This window comes from Peribacillus sp. CSMR9 (genome assembly GCF_033141925.1).
GTDB classification, from domain to species: domain Bacteria; phylum Bacillota; class Bacilli; order Bacillales; family DSM-1321; genus Peribacillus; species Peribacillus simplex_A.
The window spans coordinates 53702-77750 of sequence record NZ_JAOPHO010000011.1 but is presented as its reverse complement, the minus strand read 5'-3'; the positions used below and the strand labels follow the sequence as shown (position 1 = coordinate 77750).

Annotated in this window: 21 protein-coding genes; 1 reads left to right on the top strand and 20 read right to left on the bottom strand. The window is 38.3% G+C overall.

Features of this window, described 5'->3' with window-relative positions; genetic code table 11:
• Positions 1-29: 29 nt before the first annotated feature.
• The 13 genes from N9I19_RS08540 to N9I19_RS08480 all read right to left on the bottom strand — a co-directional run bounded on the left by N9I19_RS08540 (position 30) and on the right by N9I19_RS08480 (position 14456).
• A complete protein-coding gene (locus N9I19_RS08540; protein ID WP_317777519.1) occupies positions 30-947 on the bottom strand; it encodes a DMT family transporter in 918 nt (305 codons plus the stop codon).
• Positions 940-1635: a GntR family transcriptional regulator gene (locus tag N9I19_RS08535; protein ID WP_317777518.1), complete on the bottom strand. Its 696-nt coding sequence runs from the start codon at positions 1633-1635 to the stop codon at positions 940-942. Before N9I19_RS08535 ends, N9I19_RS08540 begins: the two co-directional genes overlap by 8 nt.
• A gap of 773 nt (positions 1636-2408) precedes the next feature.
• On the bottom strand, positions 2409-3239 hold the full coding sequence (locus tag N9I19_RS08530; protein ID WP_317777517.1) for a methyltransferase domain-containing protein: 831 nt from the start codon (positions 3237-3239) through the stop codon (positions 2409-2411).
• A 322-nt stretch (positions 3240-3561) separates the two neighbouring features.
• Positions 3562-4383 (bottom strand): alpha/beta fold hydrolase, encoded by an 822-nt coding sequence (locus N9I19_RS08525; RefSeq protein ID WP_317777516.1) that lies wholly within the window; start codon positions 4381-4383, stop codon positions 3562-3564.
• Between the two features lie 506 nt (positions 4384-4889).
• Entirely contained in the window at positions 4890-5345 is a 456-nt protein-coding gene (locus N9I19_RS08520) for a hypothetical protein (RefSeq protein WP_411730419.1), read from the bottom strand.
• Positions 5346-5387: 42 nt separating this feature from the next.
• Positions 5388-5885: a (2Fe-2S)-binding protein gene (locus N9I19_RS08515; RefSeq protein WP_089362235.1), complete on the bottom strand. Its 498-nt coding sequence runs from the start codon at positions 5883-5885 to the stop codon at positions 5388-5390.
• Entirely contained in the window at positions 5878-6720 is an 843-nt protein-coding gene (locus N9I19_RS08510) for an FAD binding domain-containing protein (protein WP_317777514.1), read from the bottom strand. The genes N9I19_RS08515 and N9I19_RS08510 overlap by 8 nt, the downstream gene beginning before the upstream one ends.
• Positions 6720-9041: a xanthine dehydrogenase family protein molybdopterin-binding subunit gene (locus N9I19_RS08505; protein WP_317777513.1), complete on the bottom strand. Its 2322-nt coding sequence runs from the start codon at positions 9039-9041 to the stop codon at positions 6720-6722. The genes N9I19_RS08510 and N9I19_RS08505 overlap by 1 nt, the downstream gene beginning before the upstream one ends.
• A 31-nt stretch (positions 9042-9072) precedes the next feature.
• A complete protein-coding gene (locus tag N9I19_RS08500) occupies positions 9073-9675 on the bottom strand; it encodes a nucleotidyltransferase family protein (protein WP_317777512.1) in 603 nt (200 codons plus the stop codon).
• Positions 9672-10613 (bottom strand): XdhC family protein, encoded by a 942-nt coding sequence (locus tag N9I19_RS08495; RefSeq protein WP_286140792.1) that lies wholly within the window; start codon positions 10611-10613, stop codon positions 9672-9674. The genes N9I19_RS08500 and N9I19_RS08495 overlap by 4 nt, the downstream gene beginning before the upstream one ends.
• Before the next feature lie 327 nt (positions 10614-10940).
• Positions 10941-11387 (bottom strand): HEAT repeat domain-containing protein, encoded by a 447-nt coding sequence (locus N9I19_RS08490; protein ID WP_176431848.1) that lies wholly within the window; start codon positions 11385-11387, stop codon positions 10941-10943.
• Between the two features lie 334 nt (positions 11388-11721).
• Entirely contained in the window at positions 11722-13053 is a 1332-nt protein-coding gene (locus N9I19_RS08485) for a (Fe-S)-binding protein (RefSeq protein WP_317777511.1), read from the bottom strand.
• Positions 13050-14456 (bottom strand): FAD-binding oxidoreductase, encoded by a 1407-nt coding sequence (locus N9I19_RS08480; RefSeq protein ID WP_317777510.1) that lies wholly within the window; start codon positions 14454-14456, stop codon positions 13050-13052. The genes N9I19_RS08485 and N9I19_RS08480 overlap by 4 nt, the downstream gene beginning before the upstream one ends.
• 84 nt (positions 14457-14540) lie before the next feature.
• Here N9I19_RS08480 and N9I19_RS08475 point away from each other — a divergent pair, with 84 nt between their 5' ends.
• Entirely contained in the window at positions 14541-15182 is a 642-nt protein-coding gene (locus tag N9I19_RS08475; protein ID WP_317777509.1) for a hypothetical protein, read from the top strand.
• Between the two features lie 64 nt (positions 15183-15246).
• Here N9I19_RS08475 and N9I19_RS08470 read toward each other — a convergent pair whose 3' ends face one another.
• The 7 genes from N9I19_RS08470 to N9I19_RS08440 all read right to left on the bottom strand — a co-directional run bounded on the left by N9I19_RS08470 (position 15247) and on the right by N9I19_RS08440 (position 23838).
• Positions 15247-16053 carry an ABC transporter permease gene (locus tag N9I19_RS08470; RefSeq protein ID WP_089362330.1) on the bottom strand — a complete coding sequence of 269 codons (807 nt, stop codon included), beginning with the start codon at positions 16051-16053 and terminating at the stop codon, positions 15247-15249.
• Positions 16053-16997, bottom strand: a complete 945-nt coding sequence (locus N9I19_RS08465) for an ABC transporter permease (protein WP_317777508.1) — start codon at positions 16995-16997, stop codon at positions 16053-16055. The genes N9I19_RS08470 and N9I19_RS08465 overlap by 1 nt, the downstream gene beginning before the upstream one ends.
• Positions 16961-18121 (bottom strand): ABC transporter ATP-binding protein, encoded by a 1161-nt coding sequence (locus tag N9I19_RS08460; RefSeq protein WP_317777507.1) that lies wholly within the window; start codon positions 18119-18121, stop codon positions 16961-16963. The genes N9I19_RS08465 and N9I19_RS08460 overlap by 37 nt, the downstream gene beginning before the upstream one ends.
• 19 nt (positions 18122-18140) lie before the next feature.
• A complete protein-coding gene (locus N9I19_RS08455; protein WP_317777506.1) occupies positions 18141-19241 on the bottom strand; it encodes an ABC transporter substrate-binding protein in 1101 nt (366 codons plus the stop codon).
• A 19-nt stretch (positions 19242-19260) separates the two neighbouring features.
• On the bottom strand, positions 19261-20265 hold the full coding sequence (locus tag N9I19_RS08450) for a TAXI family TRAP transporter solute-binding subunit (RefSeq protein WP_317777505.1): 1005 nt from the start codon (positions 20263-20265) through the stop codon (positions 19261-19263).
• 162 nt (positions 20266-20427) lie between these two features.
• Entirely contained in the window at positions 20428-21804 is a 1377-nt protein-coding gene (locus tag N9I19_RS08445) for a sigma-54-dependent transcriptional regulator (RefSeq protein ID WP_317777504.1), read from the bottom strand.
• 24 nt (positions 21805-21828) lie between these two features.
• Positions 21829-23838: a transporter substrate-binding domain-containing protein gene (locus N9I19_RS08440; protein ID WP_317777503.1), complete on the bottom strand. Its 2010-nt coding sequence runs from the start codon at positions 23836-23838 to the stop codon at positions 21829-21831.
• Positions 23839-24049: the final 211 nt, after the last annotated feature.

Genomic DNA, 24049 nt, shown 5'->3' with positions numbered 1-24049 from the left:
ATTTATACTCCAGTTGTTGATAATTGGAACTACTTGCTTTTTGCTATCGATAAAATCGTAATGGTGCTTATAATGCAAAGTGTGCCAAGCCACTCGGCAAAACCGAATGTTACATTCAGCCAGATAACGGATATAAAGGTTGCGGATAATGGCTCAACCGAAGCAAATAAACTTACCTCCGAAGCTGTGATGTATTTCGTACTTTCCAAATAAAAATAAAAGGCAATGATCGTACCGAAAATGATGATGAACAAAACCGCTGAAAAAGAAGGTAAAGTCCAATTGCCTTCAAATGCCCAAGGAGGATGGACCATACTAAAACAAATGCCTCCAATCAACATGCCCCATCCCACAACAATCATTGAACCCCATCTTGAAAGGAGTTCATAAGGTTGCAAAGTATAAAAAGCCAATGCAAAGGCTGATGTTACTCCCCAAAATACTGCCCACCCGGATATGGAAAGTGTACGTATGCTTCCCCCCGTTACAAGCAAAAAAGTGCCTAAAATCGCTATGATCACAGCTACACTCACAGTAATGGTCGGAAAACGTTTGGAATGAATGGCTAAATAACAAGTGATCAGGGCCGGCGCTAAGTATTGAAGGACAGTGGCAGTGGCTGCGTTGCCATGTTCAATTGCTGCAAAATATGTGTATTGAACAGCGAGCATTCCCAGAATGGCAAAAAGGATAATTTGAAGCGCATCTTTTTTAGTTTTCCAAATGCCAAAAACCTGTTTTCTTTCATTTTTAAAAGCAATCCCCAATAAGATTACGCCTGAAAGCAATAAGCGTACCACCGTGAGCCACTCAGGACTGAAACCTTGCCGTTGAAATAGATATTGGGCTGCCGTTCCTGATACTCCCCATAATGCAGCGCCGGTAAGTACTAGAGCGATCCCTTTATTTCTTGAAGGTGATACATCGACTAAAGTATCATTACTCATTTTTTTCTTCCCCACCTTTTACACGATCCATATGGGCTTGAATCCTAAAATAACTTTCTTTCCAATTCTTTTCTATCATTTCAAGGGCCATCGAGAGATTTCTTTGTCTTAATGCCTGTATGATCCGATCATGCTCATTACCGGAAAGATGTACACCAATTACCTGATTGAAATAATACAGTTCTATTCGTATAAGTTTTTGTTTTAGTCCAGATAGAATCCGCTTCAATTCATCATTCACTGGAAGATTGATGTAAATGGAGTGAAAGTCATTATCCTTCTGGACGGCAGCTAATTGATTTCCTTCGACAATTGCTTTTTTCACTTCCTGATTGATGACTTCCATCTCATTTAAGTGTTTTTCTTCTAAGATATCAAAAGCCTGTTCCATAGCTAACTTTTCCAGTGTCCAAACAATAGAATATATATTTAATACTCCATCGAACCGAATAGGGGAAACAATAGTTGAACGGCTCGGCTTGGTCTCCACAAACCCCTCATCCTCGAGCCTTAATAGTGCTTCTCTTATAGGAGTACGGCTTACTCCTAATTGTTCGGCTAATTCTTTGTCACGTAATTGTTGACCTGGCGTAAGTGTTCCCTGGACAATCCAATTCCGCAAGATTATGTAGGCTTCTTCACGTACAGAAGTACGTTTAATTTTTTGAGTTGAATCTGAATGTACCAACGGCTATTTCCTCCTCAAAATACCAATATGTAGTATGCAATATATCACATATTGCATGCCGTTGGAATGAATTTTAGAAATTTACCTATGTTCAGTTTTTAAATGATTGTCTAAATGGGTCCTTAGATAAAACATACACAAAGCTTAGTTCGCATGAAAAAGTGACCCCATCCAAAGAAACGCCATTCCTTTTCTTTGGATGTTATCCCGCTTTTCCCATCAATCGCTGAAAAATCGCTGAAACCTTGTGCTCTACAACGATTCCCTGTATAAACTAAACTTTTCGTTTATAGTGGTAGATGGAATGAATGGCTCTTAATTTGTTTTGTTTCCAAAGGATTAGAACCTATCTGAAATAAGTCCTGCGTCATTTGTGATACCATCTTTTTTCAAAAGCCAAAACGTGGCTGGCATTGTTTTCCTGGGTCCTTCATAATTTTAAAACTTTCCACCAATTGGATCAATGAATGTTCAAACTCCCTTCAAATTAATTGAATATTATTAAAAAAATGTTTTGTAAATCTCCTGGTGCTGATTGCATTCATTACATGAATATTCTATTTCTAATGCATCTTCCCTTACTGTGTGCACTGTCTCCTTTTTACATGTTTCACAAAATCTCTTTTCGGATATTTCTTTCATTTATCAATCACTCTCCGAATTTCTTTGTTTTTTTTGGGGGCATGTTCAGTATATTTTGCGAATATTAACAAAAAAATACCTTTTTTCCTGAAGATCCCCAAAAAGAGAAAAAAACAATGATACTGGATTACTCAAAATTCCTTAGGATTCCAATACATCAAAGCTGCATGAAACGGATATTCGTATTCAAAAACTCCTTCTTTTTCCACAACATATTTATTAAGGATTGTTTTTACTTCATCATAGGAAAATTGTTCATCGAGAATTTTTGTCGTATTATCACGAATCATTTCTTCATATGTAGAATAGATTTTTTTACTTTTCAATTTCACGATCTTGCAGTCCGCCAGTATTCCTAGTTGATACAATACATTCAAGATGTGTATGTAATCCCGTTTTCTTAAATTGATTGTATATCCTCGTTTCTCCAATTCCATATAATGAGGTTTTTCTGGTCCTGTCGTCATACCGACTATCACTAAACGGGTTGCTGACTCATTCATTTTTAATAAGGTGTGACCGATATCGATCATACGGTAATAACAATTAAAACCAAATACTACATCATATTTATCCCTTTTCGTCTCACTTTCCCACTTATCATGAATCAAATCCATGTTCTCGGTACCTTTTTCATTCGCCAGAGATGCCAAAAAACTGATAATGCTTTTAGAACTATCAATACAAGTTAGCTTCCTGACCTCTTTTGCAATATCAAAGGTGTAATTGCCCCAGCCAGGACCGATTTCCAATACATGGTCTTCGCGATTTAATAATGGCAGTAACTCTTGGTGCACTTGTTTAGTATAAGGGTCCGCTTTATGTTGTTTTTTCCTTTCAACCATGGATGACCAAAAAGCTTCTTCTGCTGCATCATCTTTTAGTCGATTCGGGACTTTACCATAATGATTTACCATGGATTGTCTCCAAAGTTCAATATAATCAATATTATTAGTCTTCATCTGTTCTCTCCTCAAATTATATAATTTATGTATAATAATTTTCTTAAACCATTCTACCCCATAGTTGCAAAAGAAAAAGAGCTGCAAATCAGCTCCTGATAATGCACATAGCCTTTTTCTATTATTATCTCTCAACATATTAGCATTGGTCATACTTAACTTCTCGTAGCGTTAATGTGAAAGACTCACTACTTTATTTCTCTATTTTATAGGTACTTATTTTAATAATACAATAACATTATTCATAAAGTATTGTTACGTTCGAAAAGGGGAATGCTGATGTTTCATCCGCTTCTCCCCCTCTCTATATTATATAAAAGGTTTACACGTTTTTAAAATGCTGTTTTATATAAGAATTCACTTTATCAGGCACTTCGATTTGGATAAAATGCCCGGCATTTTGAATAATGTGAACCTGTGCATGTGGGAGACCTTCTTTCTGGAGCTTGTAGGCAAATTCAAACGGTATATAAGGATCCATCTCTCCCCAAATTATTGTGACGGGTATTTTGATCTGATTTAGTTTTTGATTGTACGATTTTACCTTTTCTATATTTCCTGAACGGTATAGATCTAAGATGACTTTACAAGATTCGGGTGTTCTAAAGACATGAAAGAAATCTTCCAGAATTTCGTCAACTATGTTCGGAATCGTTTTCTTCAATTCAGTTTGAGCTTGGGGATCATCTGACATGCGCTTCATTATTTTCTCTCCGACATTTGGTGTTCTCCAAATCTGAGCAAGTGAGTGCCACTTATAATCTACTGATATGGTTGTATTTGAAACAAAGAGACTTAGTATTCTCTCTGGATGATCACATGCCCATTTCAGTCCAATAAGTCCGCCCCAGTCATGTACAATAAGGTGGAATTTATCTAGATTAAGTTCCCTTGTAAAATCCGATACAAACTGTTCATATCTTTCCCATGTTGAGGATTCATCAAACTGTTCACTTTGGCCGAATCCTGGGAGATCAGGTGCAATGGTTCTAAACCCACAAGACACAATGCATGGAATCATTTCCTTCCACAAAAGGCTGGACTCAGGTACCCCGTGCAATAAAAGAACTGGGGGATCATTAACATTGCCTTTCTCGATATAAGATACGATCTTTCCATTTATTATCATTTTTTTCTTTTCCACTTTTATCTACCTCCTGAATAAAGTATTTTGAAACCTTTTTGCATTCAGCCAGGTCATAGTTCCTGGCTTGAAAGGGGATTTCTTCGGGAATAGACGATTGATAAAATAAAACTAATAGAGAGTTTATATGGAATTACTATCAAATTCCCTCTCTCATTTCTATGTTAGTTTGCTATTTAATGCTTGTGTTTTTAGGTTTTTATCCAAAGTTTATTCAAAATGGATTTATCGTGGATATGGACTCCTTCAATTCTTTGTCCGAAATTTATTTGCTTCCATCTCTATCCTATATAACATCAAAAAGCACAACAAAAAAAGGTAAAGCTATAAAAAGGCCTCACCTCTGAAATGATAAAAACCTTTATTACTCTAAAGGTATCAAAGTTGTTAGACATCTGTGGACTTTTGCTGAGTGAAGAAAAATATGAAGATAATAATGGGAATGGCTATTAGAAAGGCATTGTTTCTCGAACTTTTAATTGTAGGAATATCTGTTAATGACATTTTTACTCATTCCCTTTTAATGTAGTTAATAATTCTGATGGAACATTATAATGCTTCTTTACAATCGTATTAAAAAAATTATAATCTTCAATTGGCAAGGCCGGGACAACTTCAGGGTAACCAAAAATAGGACCGGAAACATTAATTGAAAAATCACCAGACGAAATAAATATTCCTGTCACATGTATGGCATCATTGATTAATAATATAGCTATAATGATGTCCAATATATCGATAAAAAGATTTCCCACTTGCGAGTGGTCCCTCCCTTCGATACGATGGCCCCCAAAAAGAGGCCCACCTAAAGAGAGACCAAACCTTCCTGACCTTACAAAAACGCCAATGATTGTAATTTGTCCAGTTAATAATAGGATGGCTGTTGTAATTTCGAGATTACGCTGAAAGGAGTGAATTACTTTTTTTTCTGAATTAACTACACAGGTTTCAATCAATATCACCACTCCCCATGTAGGCATTTTATTCATATAAACGGGCAAATGTCACTGATTTGTTTGATTTTTTTTATTTACATTTTCTATTACTGAATATATTGCTTTTTCAATTTCTTTATATCCGGTACATCGACAAATATTCGAAGAAAGCCATGTTTCAATCTTTTCAGGACTTGGGTTCCTGTCATTAAGGAGTAAAGCCTGGCAAATCATTATAAATCCTGATGTACAATACCCACATTGAAAAGCAAAATGTTCCACAAATGCTCTTTGAATCGGGGTATTCTTGAGGCCCTCTATTGTAAGGATTTCTGAATCAATTGCTTCAATGGCTAACATTAAACAGGATTTCATTGGCTGTTTATTCATTATCACCGTACAAGCGCCGCAATCTCCATTTAAACATCCAGGTTTAGCTCCCGTAAGTCCAATTTTATCTCGGAGAACATCTAGCAATATATCCGATGCCAATATATCCCTCTCATACCGTTCTTCATTTATTTCTAATTGAATGGTAACTTTACGATCCGCCGAATGGCTATTCATGTTCCTCACCACCTATATATGACAAAATGTATGAAAGGGTATTTTCTAAAACAAATAATCTATATTCATTGGATCCTTCTATATCGTTTAAAACTGGAGTTGGTAAAAACTCAAAGGAGCTTAAAATTCGATCTTTAAAAGATAAACTCTTATCATTTAGTTTGTTTTCCATTTGAATTGACCGGAAAGGATATGGACAAACCCCGCTGAATGCAAATCGAATAAATCCTTCTTTTTTTAATGAGGCAACTGTTAAAAGCGGATATCCCGTTTTCCATTGCTGCCTCTTCTTTACACTAATGTGTTTAGCTTTCAGATATTCTTTTTCTGTTACAATTTGTACGAGAAATTCCCCTTCGTCAAGTCGTAGCTCTTTATGGAAAACTTCATTAATAAATTCTTTCCTCGTTCCTTTTGGTCCTGCAATAATGACAGTACTATCTGATAATAAAAATGGAAGAACTGACTCTCTATAAAAAATTTGACCACATATGTTTCCACCTATAGTGATTTTATTTCTTGATGTATAATCAGCAACTTCTTTTGAAGTATTCGATAATAGCGGAAATAGCTTATTTTCTTCGATTGCACGTAAACTCAATGTTGAGCCAATGATCAGTTCTTGGTCTTGAAACCCGAATGCATTGCATTCGGGAATCCCTTTTAAATCAATAATCGCATCGGTGTATATAAAATTTAAACGTCCTAATGTTAAAATTTCAGTCCCTCCACCATAATACATAGGTTTTTTTTCTTGTAATTTTAATAGTTGATAAAGTTCAATCGCTTCTTTTATCGATTGAGGTTTATAATAATCAAAATTATAAGGTAACATTAATCTCTTCTCCCTCTCTTCCCCCTCCAAATGAGTTCAGGAAGTAATGGCAACTGGTTCAAAGGGATCCCCGCAGCCAAAGATAAACTGTTACCTAAAGCAGCTGGCATACCAAGAAGCCCATGTTCTCCAAGGCCCCTTGCGCCATATGGGGCATCTAAATGTGGTGTCTCTACAAATTCACAAATATATTCAGGGTTTTCTCCATATCTTAACGGTCTATAGGTTCTGAGTTGAGGGTTTAATACTCTGCCAAGGTGATCGAAATAGAATGTTTCACGCCCCCCAAATGCTATGCCCATGCTCATTGCACCCATTATTTGTCCTTCGGCAGTTTTTTGATTCAGAACCTTTCCTGCATCAATGACAGATATTGCCCTTACTATCTTGTAAGTATATTCATTTATGTCATACTCTACTTCTACCCCTTGTGCGCCAACAGTCCATTCAGGACCTGGTCTGCCAGCACCTGTATCGGGATCTAAATTTGTTATATGTGGAATGGTATATTGCCCTCTACCGATGATTTGTCCTCCAATCGTGCTTCCGTCAGGATATGTATACCCATACACTAGCCGTTTGAAAGGAATTTCTATATTCGGTTCCCCTCTCATAAAGACCCTTTCCTTGCCAAGGACGATGTCTTCAATTGGAGCTCGTAATACACAAGAAGCAAGTTTCTTTATTTGCAAAAGAGCATCTTCCGCAGCTTGAATCGCAGCCCTTCCTGCCATTAATGTTCCACGGCTTGCTACCGTTTTCCAATGTTCTGGAGTATTTTGTGTATTTACCTTCATCTGAACGTTTACACGATCAATTGAGACCTTTAATTTATCTGATACAATCTGTGCTAATATCGTTTTCGTTCCTGTACCGATTTCTACTACTCCTGAAATAAGGTTTACACTGCCATCAGGGTTAAAGGTTAATATGACACCAGATCCAGCGTTGGTATCGATCGTTGAAGTTTTCCAAATACAAGCGATCCCTTTTGCCCTTATTATCTTGTCGTTTATTTTTACTAACTGGCCCTCTTCCCAATTCATTTTTTTCTTAAGCACCTGTATGCATTTAGGAAGATTACCTACCGTGCTCGAATTCAATTTAACTTGTGTTGGGGTGGAGTTCCCTGGGAGTATCGCATTCATTTCACGAAGTTCAAGTGGATCCATTCCAAGCTTTTTTGAAAGAGAATCCATGGCCCGCTCAAAAGCAAACAGAACTTCTGAATGGGCAAAACCTCGATAAGGCGAGGCATATGGATGATTTGTATACATACAGAGAGAGTCGCACCAAATATTTTCTATATTGTAAGGTCCGGTACAATCTACAGCTCCAGCACGGCTTAGATCTGTAGCTTTGTCGGCATATGCTCCCCCATCCCATAAATACGTCATCTCTGCGATCTTTAGCAAACCAGATTTTGTACAACCTAATTTTATTGTAGCATCTAATCCAATATGACAAGGTGATGTCAAAATATCCTCTTCACGACTATTTTCAACTTTTACTAGCCTGCCATTAACGGCCTTTGACGCGATATAAGCTAATAGTTCAAGTTGGACCGAGGCTTTACCACCGAATGCCCCTCCAACAAGTGGAGTGTTTACTATGACGTTTCCAATTTCAACATCAAAGTAATCACTTATCAAACGCTTGATCATGAAGGGAGCTTGAGAAGAAGAAGTGATAATGACCTTATCATCTGAGTGAATTTCCGCTAAAGAACATCTTGTTTCCATGGCTACATGGTCGGAGGGCGAAAAAGAAAACTTTTCCTCAATATTGATTTCGCTCTCTTGCCAACCTGTTTTTCTATCACCTTTTCTGATTTTGGTTCGGTTTGCTATATTTGTGCCTGGCTCGGGAAATACCTCGGATATTTTTTTATAGGTATCTAAATCTGGGTGGAGTAGAGGGGAATTGGGATTTAAGGCTTCTGCTGGTGAATTGACAACGGCTAAAGGTTCATAGATAACTTGAATATTGTCAGCTGCAATCTTTGCTTGTTTCATTGTATCAGCAACAACAAGTGCTACTACTTCTCCATGATAGCGGACTTTATCTAGAGCTATGGGGTACCGATCCCTGATTTCTTCTCCCGTTAGTGGTAAATTCCCACCTGTTATGATTGCGCGAACGCCTGGAACTTTTTCAGCTTTGGTTAGATTAATATTTTTAATAAGGGCATGTGCATAAGGACTAATTACCTTTTTAACATGGAGTGTTTTTACTTCTTCGCGGTCTCCTGTGTAAATCGCCTGCCCAGTCACCTTTTCCCAGGCATCTTTTCGAGTTACCCCTTTTCCGATAATATCCATATAGTCTCCTCATTTTCATTATTATTCTTATTTAATTGTTATCTATTTTGTTTTTCCAAAAAAGGTATTCTTTCATATTATCAATATCAACAAACCATTTTTCCTCATAAAAAGGAACAAGTATCCCCTGTTCTTTCTTCGCCATTAGAATCTGTCTTGCTCCTCGGTCTCCTCGTAAAAGGTGAATGTCGGAAAAGAGGTCTTTGTCAATAAGTATGGGAGGTCGTATACAACCATGAAAACTAGAGGCAACAAAGGAGTAATTAGGGTTTCCTTTGTATATTTCGATGAGTTTGTTTATCATATTTGTTGTTATAAAGGGCTGATCAGCAAGTAAAATTATTACGGCGTCCGCATGTATTTTGTTTGCTGATCGTATACCTGTTTGGAGTGAATGGGATTGACCTGCTCCAGGTTCTTTAGTTTCGACCGTAATTATTTTTTCAGAACAAAAACCTGATAAATCCAGGTGGTTTAAATGATTTGAAATTATGATAATATCGTTAATTTCAGATAGAACCGCTTTTTCTAATCCCCATCTTCCCATTTCTTTATTTCCTAATGGCAAGGTTAATTTATTTGTACCCATTCGATAACTATTGCCAGCGGCCAAGTATACCCCAGTTATTTTCATTCCGGATGTTCCTTCATTCTTTTATGCTGAATTAATTCAGCTATAATGCTAACAGCAATCTCGAATGGGCCGTTTGCTCCAATTGATAAACCGATAGGTGAGTGTATATTATTAGGGATTTTCGTGTCAAATAAACTGGCTGTACGTTTTTTGGAACCTAAAATGCCTATATAGGATAATGACTGATTCATCATTAGTGAAAGTATTTCTTTATCTCTCTGAAAGTTATGAGTCATGATGATAACATAATCATCTTTTTTAAAAGATAATTGTTCCATAATTTCAGTTGGGAATCCTACAATATGGCTAACTGCGTCGGGTATATTATTTTCGTTACAAAGCTCGGACCTCCAATCGCAAACAGTAACTAAAAACCCTATTGAGGTAGCCATTGTGACAACTGGATATACATCACATCCAGCTCCAAAAATGATTAAACGAGGTTTAGGTATAATCTTTTGCATATAAATAAAGCTAACATCTTTATCTTTGGGGGCATTGTGATTCTCATCCTCTGGTCGGAAAGAATACCCCAATACGTTCCAATCATCATCTAGCTCAATTTGATGAACGATTACCTTAGCTTCTTTAATGGAAGCCAAGACATATGAAAGATGTTCTTTTAATTTATGGTCCACATACTCCAGTAATATATAAATAGTTCCGTTACAACCTGTTCCAATACCCCATTCTAGATCTTCATCACTTTCCATGTGATATACAAAGGTCTCTGTATTTTTCCTTTCGAACACTCTGCAAGAATGAAGAATAAGGTCTTCCTCGATACACCCAACACTAATTATGCCTAGAGATGAACCATCTTTTTTTATAAGCATGGAGGTACCTTCACGTAAGTATGCTGAACCTTCCACATGAATGATGGTAGCCAATACACACTCCATGGAGGTCGATTGAACCTCTTCAAGGATCGTATACATTTGATTCAATTGTCTTCCTCCTGGTCTCCAATGAGTTCATTCATTCTATTAATAACATTATGTTGATTTATAAAAAAAATGTGTTTATATAGGGAATAAATAGAATAGAATTATTCTAGCGCGGGCTGAGCACATGGGAAATGTGGTTTTTCCTGATTTATGCTTTAAAGACTCACAGTCATTTAATCTTTGTATGTAGAGAGTGTATCATTCAATGTTTAAATTAAAGGGGAGGATATAAGTGTATACCTATTTTATTGGTAAACAAAAAGGAGCAAAGATTTTGCTCCTTCATCCAATCTTATTTGTTTTCCTTTTGAATAAATTTTATCTTTTCGATAAAGCAGACCAGGTATTTTCAAGCCACTTATCAAAGTCTGCCCCTTTTTCACCCTCATAGGTGTCATATATATCCATTCTCATTTTCTGAAGTTTCTCTTTGAATTCAGCATATGAGTGATTTTCTGGTAAACTCTTCTTGATCCTAACTAAGATTTTGGTTAATCCTTTAACCAATTCGCCCTTTTTCCTTGGTGGCAATTGAACATCTTCGCCTAATCTTTTCAGTTGACGGTATGCGGACTCTTGAACTTTATATACAGAATCACTATTCATGATATGTTTGAGAATATCGATTACTTGATTATTTTTTGACTGACCTAACTCTTCGATCGCATCTAAACGTTCTCTCCAATTAGATTTGCGATTGGCAGATTTTTTTAATTCCTCATAGTTGGCAGGTAACTCGATACCTTTTATTTCTTTGTTATTCAAATGAATCATTTCTCCTTCTGTCTTTATGTAAATATCGGATATAGTAAAATGTAAATCCGATACTACAATAATCCATTACCAAGAATGGTTTATTACTTTACTTATTATACTCTTTTCCATATCTTAATATAGTTAAATTTCTTACCGGTCTGCTGTATTTTCAATTTAATGAACATAAATCGCTATTTTCATCCGCAGATATCCTCTGTATCATTGATCTACAAAGATATTTTCGCCTTCATCTTTAATGGAGAAAAATTAAAACATCAGTAATTCCCAATGAATCAGGAAATACTGACGTTTAATATTCTATAAAGTTTCAGTTTCTCTTTGGTCAATCCAAGCCGCAAGCCTTGGCAAGTATTTCAACAAGATGCATACTTTTGATTTGGTTTGCTGCTCCCTCCCTTTGAATGCCAATGCTCATTTGCATTTGGCAGCCAGGGTTAACGGTCACTACTGCAGTGGCTTTTGTATCTTTTAGGTTCTTCATTTTTTCATCCAGTATCTTCATGGATTCATTAAAGTGAAGAAGATTGTAAATGCCTCCAGATGCACAGCAACGGTCAAACCCTTCCATTTCCACATAGGAAACACCTGGTATGGATTGCAATAATAAACGAGGTTCCTTTTGGACCTTTTGAACATTGCGTAAATGACATGAATCTTGATAGGAAACGATGCCTTGCCATTCTTCAGTAAAGGGAAGTGGCCCCAATTGATGAAGAATTTGACTGATATCTTTTGATTTTTCCGAGAATGCCCTTGCCGCCCCAGCCCATTCGTGATCATCAGCCAATAGGTGTCCATATTCAAGAAGCGAAGCACCGCAGCCTCCTGCGTTATTTACAATTACATCAGCATCTGATTGCATGAAGGCTTGGATATTCCTCTTCGCCAATGCTTTTGCTTGTTTTATTTCGCCTTGATGGGAATGCAGTGCACCGCAGCAATTCTGATTTTCAGGGAGAATGACCTCACAGCCCACAATGGTGAGCAGCTCGATGGAAAGACGGTTGATTCGAGACATCATGGATTCCATGATGCACCCAGCAAAAAATGCCACTCTTAATTTCGTTTCCCCTTTTGCCGGTATTATCGTTCCTGTCCGGATTCGTTTGGAGGACGACTCGATAGGAGAAAGTGCTTGTTCTAAATGTGCAAGGGCAGGGGAAACCTTTTGCAGTACATTCGATGAACGGATAAGTTTGGATAGCCCCGTTTTTTGATAGAGGTGGACTGCACTCCCAATCCTATTCATTCGTTTTGGATATGGAAAAAGATGAACCAATGCCAGTTTTTTGATTTTCGTCATTTTATTTTTTTGGTTCGCTGATGGAGAGGCTTCAATCGCTTCTTTTGCCGCTTCCAGTATATGTCCGTATGGCACACCGACTGGACATGCGGTTTCACAAGCACGACAGCCCAAGCAAAGGTCGATCGGTTCAGCTAAATCTTTGTGGAAATCTATTTTCCCTTCGGCTGCCAGTTTCACTAGATTGATTCGGCCGCGTGGAGAAGCGGACTCTACACCCATTGATTCATATGTAGGACATGCTGGTAAACAATAACCGCATTTTACGCATTGGTTTGTCCAATCATAGGCATCTGAATATAAATTTTGGACCGCTTCATTTGTCTCGTTGGATTTAACAGGTAGATTCATGTAACCAACACGACCCTTGTCTGGCCCTTATCAGGAAAAACCTTTCCTGGATTCATGATATTATTGGGATCCCATGCTTTTTTAATTTTTTTCATCATATTCACCCCTGTTATACCTAATTCCATTTCCATATATGGTGACTTTAATGTACCGATTCCATGTTCTCCGGAAAGAGTTCCTCCTAGTTCTATTGCCGCTTCAAAAATTTCACTGACTGCAAGCTCCACTTTTTTCATTTCCGTAATATTTCGTTTATCAGTAATGATGTTCGGATGTAAATTGCCATCGCCGGCATGACCAAATACAACCAAGTTCAATCCGTATTTTTCCCGGATTTGGTTTAATCTCTCCATCATCGCCGGAATTTGACTGCGCGGAACAGTTGCGTCTTCAGAAATCTTTGTAGGTCCCATTTGTGTAATGGCAGGGGAAACCGATTTACGCGCACTCCAAATCGTTTGGCGTTCTTCCTCTGTCTCCGCAATCTTGACGTAGGAAGCACCCTCAGCCCGGCATAAATTGGCGCACTTATTGATTTCCTCCTCAATCGCCAAAGGGTGCCCATCTATTTCAATGATCAGAATGGCCTCTGCTTGAAGAGGCAATCCAGAAGGACGATAACTTTCAACAGCACGGATACACGCGTTATCCATTAACTCCATGGCTGATGGTAGGATTCCTGACGATAAAATGCTGGTAATGGCATGACCGGAGTCGATCAAATGATTGAAGTGGGCGACAAATGTATGTTTTGATTGCGGTTTTGGAATTAAGCGAATGATTGCCTCTGTAACGATGCCCAAGGTACCTTCCGACCCTACGATCAATCGTGTCAAATCATACCCTGTTACATTCTTTACAGTCTTTCCGCCAGTGCGGATGATTTCTCCCGTAGGTGTGACCACCTCCAGGCCTATCACATATTCTTTTGTCGTTCCGTATTTCAATCCCTTTGGCCCGCTAGAGTTTTCCAATAGATTTCCGCCAATTGTGGCAACATTGGAACTGCTTGGATCAGGCGGATAGAACAAGCCGGCTTCTTCAGCCTTTTTATGGATATTTGCCGTGATCACACCTGGAGAGACAATGGCAAGCATATTTTCCCGATCAATGATCAATTTATCCCGTAAAAGGGTCATATCAAGAACCATCCCCCCTTTAACAGGTAAAGGGCCGCCACTTAGCGAAGTTCCGGATCCTCTAGGGTAAACAGGTATTTTGTGAGTATTAGCCAATTTAACCACCTCACTGATTTCCTCCGCGTTTTTTGGCTGTATAACGATTTCAGGTAAATATTCCCCAAAAGAAGCGTCATAGCTATAACAACACCTTTCTGCCAAATCAAGGTACATTCTATCACTTGGAATTACCTGACTAAGATCGTCCAGGGCTTCTTTCTCCATAATTCTCACTTCCTTTCTTTGATGTAATATAATGGAATCCTATTATCCTGCTAGATATAATGAAATAAAAAAGGAGGGTTTTTATTGAAAATAGCACTTATTCACGCAACCACCACTGCACTAAAACCAATTGAAATGGCATTTCAGACAGTTGCTCCGAACATTGAACTCCTTCATTTCATGGACACGGGCCTTCTCGCCTTGATGGAAAAGAGCGGCAAGTTAACTCCGGAAATCATCCGCCGCTTTTCATCATTAGTGAGTTTAGCCCATGATTCTGGCGTTTCATGCATCCAACTTACTTGCTCTGCTTTTAATGACATCACTTCAATTTTACAACCTCTTTATTCTGTAAAGTTATTTCGTTCAGATGAGGCCATGCTTGATGAAGCACTTCGATATACTAGCATCGGCCTGGTTTCAACCGTAAAAGAAACGCCCGTCGCCCTTCAAAATTATTTATTGAATAAGAATCCGGACTGTTTGATCGAATCATTGGTAGATCCAGGGGTCATCCATTTATTATCTCAAGGAAAAAGAAAGGAACATGACGATCGAATAAAAAAGATGGTGGAACAATTGGATGGAAAGACAGAAGTGATTTTGCTTTCACAATATAGTATGGAGCATGTCGCAAAGCAAGTTAACCCTTCTGTCCCTATCCTAACGGCACCACTTTTGGCTGCTAAAAGGTGCTTGGATCATTTGAATGGAACGTTTAGCTGATTTTTTTCTGGATAAAATCCGAACTTGGTCAGCAGGATCGATTGTCACATCACTAAAATCCTTATTAACCGTTTGTATGATGGGAACCACCAAAAACTTTTCCAACACCCTGAATTTTTTCAAGTATGACGATTAGAAGGACTGATATGAAAATAACCACGCTTGACACGGATGCAACGATTGGATTGTAGGCATCCTGCATTTGCGAGAAAATCTCGATCGGCAGCGTTCTCATCTCAGGTGATACCATAAAGAGCGAGACCGTTACATTATCAAATGATGTCAAAAATGCGAATAATCCCCCTGAGATGGCCGCGGATCCAATTAGCGGCAGTGTCACTTTCATGAATACTGTTAGTGGATTCGCTCCAAGTATGGCCGCGGCCCGTTCGAGATTATAATCAAATCCACTTAAACCGGTTAATACGAGCCGCATAACATATGGTATGCAAATGACGATATGGGCAATTAAAAATCCTGTAGATGTACCGGCAAGCATCATTGGTGTAAAGTACATTAACAGTGCAATCCCTAAGACTAATTGCGGCACACTTAATGGAGAAGTTAAAAGGGCCGTAATATACGATTTTCCTGGTATATCATACTTTGCGATGCCAAGGGCTCCCAAAGTTCCGAATATGACGGAGAAAAGGGCAGCTAATGCTGCGAACTTCGCACTATTCAAAAATGCTTCCAAAAATTCAGGTCGCTCCAAGATCTTGGCATACCATTTCAGCGAGAAGCCTTCAGCCGGAAAACTTGGATAATTGGCACTTGTAAAAGAAGCGGGAATAACGACAATGAGCGGTATCAAGATATAGATAATGGCCAACACGGCTACGGCAATCCGAAGGCCTCCAAACGTTTTCATCATCGGAATACCTCCTTGAATTTCCCTTTTTCAAACGCTCTGGTAAAGACAGCTACTGATATGACAGTGGTTGCTAATAGAATATAAGAAAGAGCAGATCCGAATGTCCAATGTAGCAAATTATTTATTTGATCATAGATGACAACAGGCATCACGGGCACATTGGCTCCCCCCATTAATGCAGGCGTAACATAAGCACTCATTGACAAACTGAATACGAGAATGCAGCCAGATACGATACCAGGAATACTTAACGGCAATGTAATGGAAAAGAACCTTCTGAATGGGCTTGCCCCAAGTATCGCTCCTGCCTTATCCAGAGAAGGATCAATATTATAAAGACTTGCAACTATGGATAAGATCATGAAAGGAAGATAAGCATTGGAAAGGCCAATCACAACTCCGATTTCCGAAAACAATAGTTTCAATGGTGCATCTATTATGCCAAGGGCCATCAAGGTTTGATTAATCGTTCCGTTAGGCAATAGCAAGAGGTACCAGCCAAAATTACGGACGACTATACTTACCAAAAGCGGTGATACGATCAAGAGCGTGATATACCCTCTGGTCCGCGGCGAGCTTTTGGCCATCGTCAAAGCTACAGGATATCCAAGAAATAAAGCAACCAGGACCGAATATAAACTGATTTTGACAGTCAGCCATAAAGAAGATAAATAGTAGCTATCGGAAAAGATTTGTGTATAGTTTTTTAGGCTATATACTGCATCAGCAGCTCCAAGATTATCAGTGGATATGAAGCTTAAATATAAAATGTATAACATCGGTATGACGAAGAAACCAAATATGAATAGCAGAATCGGCGTTAAAAGGAGTAATCCAGGCAGCCAGACTTTCCTTTTCTTGAATTTAGGTTCCTTTTGCGGCTCAATAGGATTCGTTTCCTGTTCTATTTCTTGACTAGCATAACTTCTGATGGGCTCCATCCAATCAACACCTCACTTCCATTTTGCCATGATGAATCGAAAGCAGGAGTCAATACTTGAATACTTTTCCCCTGTAATAGAACATTGATTTCCCATGAGGTACCAAGATAGTTAATTTGGCTAATCCTGGCACGATGGTAATCCAAAGTAGATAAGGAAGTTTCATCAATAGAAAGGATGTGCAGTTTTTCTGGTCTAATATAAATCTTCACCTCATCTCCGGTTTTCAAATCACTATCATTTCCCATGATATTATCTGCGTCGACATGAGTAATATCAGAACCGATCTTGACTGATACTTTCCGCTTGTCCACGGCAGACACTTTCCCTTCAAAACAATTCGATTTTCCGATGAATTGAAAGACGAATTCTGTCTTGGGATGATTGTAAATCTCAGTTGGGGTACTGATTTGTTCAATTTTCCCTGCATTCATGACCACGACTCGATCTGACATGGAAAGAGCTTCTTCTTGATCATGGGTCACAAAAATGGTCGTTACGCCAATTTCCTTTTGTAAACGCTTTATTTCGGCCCTTAGTTCATGGCGCAACTTTGCATCAAGGTTTGAAAGCGGTTCGTCAAGCAAAAGGAGCTCCGGTTCCACTACAAGTGCCCTGGAAATCGCAACACGCTGACGCTGACCTCCTGATAATTCCCTTGGATAACGATTTTCCAATCCTGACATTTTCACTAATTCAAGCGCTTTACTTATCTTCTTTTTTTGCTCAGCTTTACCGACCTTGCGTAATTTCAAGCCAAAACTGAGATTTTCATAGACTGTCATATGAGGAAAAAGCGAATAAGTTTGAAAAACCATTCCTAAATCTCGTTTATAAGGCGGAACCTTCGTAACATTATTGCCCTTAATATGGACTTCACCCCGATCTGCATCAAGGAACCCCGCAATGAGGTTCAAGGTCGTGGATTTTCCGCACCCCGAAGGCCCAAGAAGAGTGAGTAACTCTCCTTGTTTCACCTCCAGATCGATACCATTAAGGACAACATTCGCTCCAAATTGTTTAAAAGCGCCTTTTATCTCTACATCATTTTTATTTGACCCAACCCCCAGAACTGCCTTCAGGTGCTGCCCATTGATTTCCACATCGTTTTTTAATACTTCCATGTAATCAACACGCTCCTTTTTATTTGAGTTTTTTGCCTAATTCAGGAGTAACCTCTTTCGCCCATCTGTCTGACACCTCGGCACGGATTTCGGCAAACTTGGCGAAATCTGGTTTGAATGTTTTATCACTTTCTTTAAGTCCGATTGACTCTTCGAATTTCTCTGGAATTTTCATGCCTTCTACCGTCGGATAAAATCCTTTTTCGGAAATTAATGCTTGCGCTTCTTCACTGATTACATAGTTGATGAATTCAAGGGCTTCTTTGCTATTAGGCGTATTTTTCACTAGACCAGCGCTGAAAGCTTGAAGCGGTACACCTTCTTTAGGCACGGCCATCTTGATGGGAATACCTGAAACGGCTAGTTCACCTATGGAATAACTTCCCATGACCGTTACGTCAGCAGCTCCCTGTTGTATGGCTGGCATCATTTGCGTTGAGTTTTTATAAAATGTATTGGAATACGCTGCAAGATCTTTTGCCTTTTCAAGACCTGGTTCCATGTCTTCCGTACTGCCGCCGTTTGACATCGCCAGTCCATTAAGTGTATTGAAACCCCAGTCATTCGTAATATCTGAAAATGCCGTTTTACCCTCGTAATCAGGTGAGACAAGATCATTCCATGATTCAATTGATTTTAACCCTTTCTTTTTAAAGGTTTCCGTATTATAAGCTGGTGCAATGACTAAACCGAATGCTGGCGCGGCAGCCTTTTCAACCGGAATGAAACGTGGATCCACCGATTTCATATTGGGAACATTGGACTCATCAATTGGTACGATCAGTTCCTTCTCCTTAGCGCGAATTACATCAACCGGTACAAACAGGGCAACATCTATTTGCGGAGCGTTCTTCTGTAATTCCACTTTAGAAAGGATTTCACCAGATAAACCGGAAATGTAATTTACGGTGATTCCCGTTTTTTCTTTGAACTTTGGAGCGATCACATCTCGGATGGCACTTTCGATGACTCCGCCATTCCCTGCTATCGTTATTTTTTTCTCTCCATTTTCACCTGCACCCGTTTGTACCGATTCTCCTGGCTTTTGCGGAGTTGGATTACCACACCCTGCAAGAGCGATCAATGCGATTATCAATAAAAGACTTAATATTTTCTTCATATTCATTACCTCCCATTTTTCATTGATTTTCAATAATTCCTTGTTCGCTAAAATATTTCATGGCTCCTGAATGAAATTCGAGTGGAACTTGTTTGGTTGCTTCCTCTATTGAAATATCAGAAGCGGCCGGATGTGTATGCTGCAGCTCAGGCAGATGTTCATATAGTGTTTTCACCAGATTGTAAGCATGCTGGTCAGACATTTCATCATAGGTTACCAAAACATTTTTAATAGAAATCGTTTGGACACTTTTTTTCATTCCCTTATATGTATCACTAGGAATTTCATTGGTAGTATAAACACCATATTGTTCCTGAAGGTGTTCAATAATATCTTTCGGGATTGGAATGAAGGAGAGTTCCGTTTGCCTGGATATGAAAGCGATTTCATTATTCGGAATTCCCGAAGAAAAGAAAGCGGCATCAATGGTACCATTTTGCAAGGCTTCTGCAGATTGAGAAAAAGATAGATAGGATAAATTCAATTGATCAAGCTGTAAATCCGTTTCTAATAGGATTCGTTCTGCCATAAGCCTTGTACCGCTTCCGGTCGTACCAACACTAATGCGTTTACCAACTAAATCTTCCAAGGAATCAATATCATTTTGTTTCGTTGTAACAATTTGAACATAGTTGGAATATAGGGCCGTTAAAGCTCTTAACTTGGATTTATCCGTTTCAGGCAAATCAAGTACATCTACTGAGGTAAAACCAATTTCTGCGCGATGGCGGCTAACCAATTCAGTATTTTCGATGGAAGCATGGGTTACCTGGGTTCCTGAAACAGCTCCATTATATTTTTCAAACATGTTTGACAATCTTTGTCCTAATGAATAATAAACCCCTGACATATCTCCGGTTGCAATGATTAGGAGCCTATTTTTTAAATCCTGTCCTTCAGAAACTAATTGCCTCTGGATCAAGGTAGCAGGTTTTGAAATTTCCTGCTGCTCATTCATAAAAGAACATCCTGCCATGAAACAAAATAACACAGCGACTTTTATAAAGAGTGCTCCATTTTTCATAGTGGCCCTCCTTTCTTAATGAAAATAGATGCAAGTACTATGCCAAGCCGATTAATTGCTCTAAAACGCAAAGTTTGCCGATTTAGAGCATGATTCACCATCATAAACCGGCATTTTTTGCCGGGTACCCAGAAAAAAATGCCGGTTTAGACTATTAGCCTTTTATTCTTCTTTTGAAATGAGCTTGATTTTATCACGAAGGCTTCTTTCAGAAATCTTTAGGATTTGGGCTGTTTTTTGCCGATGGTTTTTACAATATTGAAGAGTGGCCGTTATGACTTTTTCCTCTATTTCTTTCATGGATATGCCAATCGGGATTCTGAAACTGTTAAAATCATCGTCAATGCCATTCGGCTGGAGAATGAACTTCTGTTCTTGAACATATTGTGGCAAGTCGGTATCTTCCATTCTTTTCGAGTTTGATAGGGCAACAGCATATTCTATAATATTACCAAGCTCACGGACATTCCCTGGGTAATGATAATCCAGCAAAATCCGACGTGCGGTTGCCGAGAAAGCCTTGTCTTCCCGGTTCATATCGGTAGAGTGCTTTTTTATAAAATAATCCATAAGGATGGGTAAATCTTCTTTTCTATCCCTTAACGGCGGCATCGAAATGGGAATGACATTTAACCTGAAATATAAATCCTCCCTAAATTTACCTTCCATTACCATTTGCTCCAGGTTTTTATTGGCTGCACTTATAATACGGACATCCAGGGATATTTTTGTATTGGAACCTAGAGGCGTCACCTCTCGTTCCTGCAACACCCGTAATAATTTGACTTGAAGAGGAAGGGGCATTTCACTAATCTCATCCAGAAAAAGGATGCCTTCATTAGCAGCAACGAATTTCCCTTCCTTCCTCTGAGTTGCACCGGAAAAAGCGCCTTTTTCATAACCGAACAATTCAGATTCCAGCAGCATCTCAGGAATTGCAGCACAATTGACAATCTGCATGGGTTTGTTTTTCCTTCTTCCCAGAGTATGGATGTTTCGGGCTACAAGCTCTTTTCCAGTTCCACTTTCACCTGTGATAAGAACACTTGAATCAATATCTTTCACTCTTTCGATCATTGAAAAAATACGCTGCATCGCTTTGCTATTACCAAGGAAGTTCCCAAATCCCTTTTGCATCTCTAATTCTTCGTGTAATGTCTCCAATTTATTAGACATCTGTTTGAATTCGGCTGCCCTCATCAAGAGCAAAGAAAGTTCTTCTATATTAATGGGCTTTTCAATATAGTAGTAGGCCCCTTTTTTTATGGCATCGATGGAAGTTTCAATAGATGAATAGGCAGTCATCATGATGACTGTTACGTTAGGTGCTATTTGTTTGATTTTCTGCAGGACATCAAGTCCACTTTTATTTCCTATCCTCAAATCAAGTAACACAATATCAAAAGGCTGATCGTCGATCTTCCGAAGACCCTCATCCGGGTCCGTAGTTGTCACTACTTGATAAGAATCTTCCAATGCAAAGCTAAGAGCGGTGCAAATAGCAGGTTCATCGTCAATCACCAATACATGCATTTTCATATTACTCCTCCTTATTCCAGGCTTTTATTCGATATATAAAGGTAGTAAAATGGTGAATTTCGTTCCTGAATTAGGATAACTTTTCACATGGATATCTCCGTTATTTTCTTTAATTAACCTATACGATAACGTAAGTCCCAAACCGACGCCCTTTTCTTTATTTGTGAAAAAAGGCTCGAAAATATGGTTCAGTTCCTCCTGTTTCATCCCCTTTCCTGTATCGGATATGGCAATCCGCCCTGTTTTTTCGTTTTCCTTATCAATGGTGACTTTAATGGTCTTTTCCTTTGTTTCTTCAACGGCATGAATCGAATTCAACACCAAGTTAAGAAGTACCTGTTGAATTTGTTGTAAATCTATATAAAAAATAAGGTCCTCCTCAATCGTTTGCTCGAAATTTATTTGGTTTTTTTCCATTGTCACCTTATGAAAAGCAAGTAATGATATAAGGTCATTAGCGTGGCAATTTGTAATATTTGGCGGTCGCGGACGAGCATATTCAATTAAATCGGTAACAATCGCATTCAGCCGGTTTACTTCAGTAGGCAAGTGTTCCATTAGAACTTGTCGGAATTGAGGATTATCATATTTACTCGGTAGTAAATCAATGAATGCTTTAATCGATGTTAAAGGATTCCTGATTTCATGTGCGACACCTGCAACTAGTTGGCCAAGAGCGTGCAGTTTTTCTTGTGTGACCAATTTTTTCTCCAATGTTTTCTTTTCCGTCTCATCATTCATGGAAAGTAAGTATCCAGTTTGTATTTCTTCAGAATTGAACATCTTATGCATCGAATATGAAATGACCTTCTGTTCATTTTCTTCGTTTATTACCAAGATCCGAAAAGAACCCGAACGATTTTTCTTATTTTGTTCTTGATGGGAAGCTTCGAAATTTTCCATTAATTGCGAATGATTCGAAAAATTCAGAATCATTTCCTTGGAAATGTTTAGAATGTCCGATGCCTTTGCATTGCAGCTGGTAATCATGAAATCGAGATCGAATGTTATGATGCCAGTATTGATATTGTTTAAGATTTGTTCTTTGAACGCTTTGCCATTAGCGATGTTTTGCCGTTGTTTCTCTAAATCCTTATTTAATAAATGTAATTTCAACGTCTGGTTATGAACGGATATTTTCAGCTTTTGATTCCATATGTAAATAACTAGAAGGATAAGGGCTACTACAGTTAAGATTATGATTAGCCAAAATATGAATTGCTCCAACCTGGCAATTTTTTGATTGGACTGTGGCATGATCCATTTATCAATTATCCCGTTGATATTTCGGTTCGCTTTAAGTTCTGTGAGTGTATTGTCCATCATGAAAAGAAGCGTTTGATTCCCTTTTTTTACTGCAATCGTATAATCCGCGGGTTCAATGACTTCATCGAGAATGATGTAATTCTTTTCCTGGCGGAACTTTTTCAAATAGAAGTCTGCAGTCCATTTGTTTCCAATGAACACATCTGCACGATTGTTCAATAATGTTAAAATACCCGAGTATTGATTTGAAACGGTCGTTAAGTTTGTATTCCTCATATTGAGAAATGTACTGATTACAGGTGTGTTATAGTCAAGGACAACATGTGAATCACGTAAATCCGTTAACGTATGAATATCCTGTTTCCTTTTACTAGGGATAATAATTGATTGGGACATGGTAAAATAAGATTGAGTGAAATCAAGTTGATTATCTTTTTCAGTATTATAGGTACTTCCAACAATTGCATCAATTGTTCCGTTCATTAAGGCTTTTTCCGCTTCTTGCATCCCCATCGGAATATATTCGAAATCAACCCCATTATATTTTGCTATTTCCTCCATTAAATCAATATTGATCCCTGTCAGCTCACCAGCTTCATTTTCAAATGAAAATGGAGGAAGGGCACTTTCTTCAGCAATTTTAAAAGTTCTTTGTTCAGCAAAAACAGCGGGAGACCATAATGTTTGAACAAAGAATACAAAACAAAATATACATAGTTTAAACAGCCGCTTTTTAATTAAGAACCCTCCTTTTATGTCGATATTCATGCAGTCACTAATCCTCGGCTAAAAAACATCCTGATAATAATACTTCTCCAATTAGGACTTGAACCCTTTAAAATGTAAAAGATTCTTAGTATAATCTGACACAATCCAACAATTACCTACAAAATGGTGTGTTTCTGAATTTTATCCTGTCCTAACCTAGCTAAGGTGTTTAGCAAAATTAAAGTAGAAGAAGAGCCAGTTTGCTAAAAAG

What these genes read in the sequence shown, in the direction of transcription:
- N9I19_RS08540 (WP_317777519.1), bottom strand. Translation starts at nt 947, where the DNA reads ATGAGTAATGATACTTTAGTCGATGTATCACCTTCAAGAAATAAAGGG.
- N9I19_RS08480 (WP_317777510.1), bottom strand. Translation starts at nt 14,456, where the DNA reads ATGGAGAAAGAAGCCCTGGACGATCTTAGTCAGGTAATTCCAAGTGAT.
- N9I19_RS08510 (WP_317777514.1), bottom strand. Translation starts at nt 6,720, where the DNA reads ATGTTACCTTATAATTTTGATTATTATAAACCTCAATCGATAAAAGAA.
- N9I19_RS08505 (WP_317777513.1), bottom strand. Translation starts at nt 9,041, where the DNA reads ATGGATATTATCGGAAAAGGGGTAACTCGAAAAGATGCCTGGGAAAAG.
- N9I19_RS08450 (WP_317777505.1), bottom strand. Translation starts at nt 20,265, where the DNA reads ATGAAAAATGGAGCACTCTTTATAAAAGTCGCTGTGTTATTTTGTTTC.
- N9I19_RS08495 (WP_286140792.1), bottom strand. Translation starts at nt 10,613, where the DNA reads ATGTATACGATCCTTGAAGAGGTTCAATCGACCTCCATGGAGTGTGTA.
- N9I19_RS08445 (WP_317777504.1), bottom strand. Translation starts at nt 21,804, where the DNA reads ATGAAAATGCATGTATTGGTGATTGACGATGAACCTGCTATTTGCACC.
- N9I19_RS08515 (WP_089362235.1), bottom strand. Translation starts at nt 5,885, where the DNA reads ATGAATAGCCATTCGGCGGATCGTAAAGTTACCATTCAATTAGAAATA.
- N9I19_RS08485 (WP_317777511.1), bottom strand. Translation starts at nt 13,053, where the DNA reads ATGAATCTACCTGTTAAATCCAACGAGACAAATGAAGCGGTCCAAAAT.
- N9I19_RS08530 (WP_317777517.1), bottom strand. Translation starts at nt 3,239, where the DNA reads ATGAAGACTAATAATATTGATTATATTGAACTTTGGAGACAATCCATG.
- N9I19_RS08500 (WP_317777512.1), bottom strand. Translation starts at nt 9,675, where the DNA reads ATGAAAATAACTGGGGTATACTTGGCCGCTGGCAATAGTTATCGAATG.
- N9I19_RS08455 (WP_317777506.1), bottom strand. Translation starts at nt 19,241, where the DNA reads ATGAAGAAAATATTAAGTCTTTTATTGATAATCGCATTGATCGCTCTT.
- N9I19_RS08470 (WP_089362330.1), bottom strand. Translation starts at nt 16,053, where the DNA reads ATGAAAACGTTTGGAGGCCTTCGGATTGCCGTAGCCGTGTTGGCCATT.
- N9I19_RS08440 (WP_317777503.1), bottom strand. Translation starts at nt 23,838, where the DNA reads ATGAATATCGACATAAAAGGAGGGTTCTTAATTAAAAAGCGGCTGTTT.
- N9I19_RS08460 (WP_317777507.1), bottom strand. Translation starts at nt 18,121, where the DNA reads ATGGAAGTATTAAAAAACGATGTGGAAATCAATGGGCAGCACCTGAAG.
- N9I19_RS08465 (WP_317777508.1), bottom strand. Translation starts at nt 16,997, where the DNA reads ATGGAGCCCATCAGAAGTTATGCTAGTCAAGAAATAGAACAGGAAACG.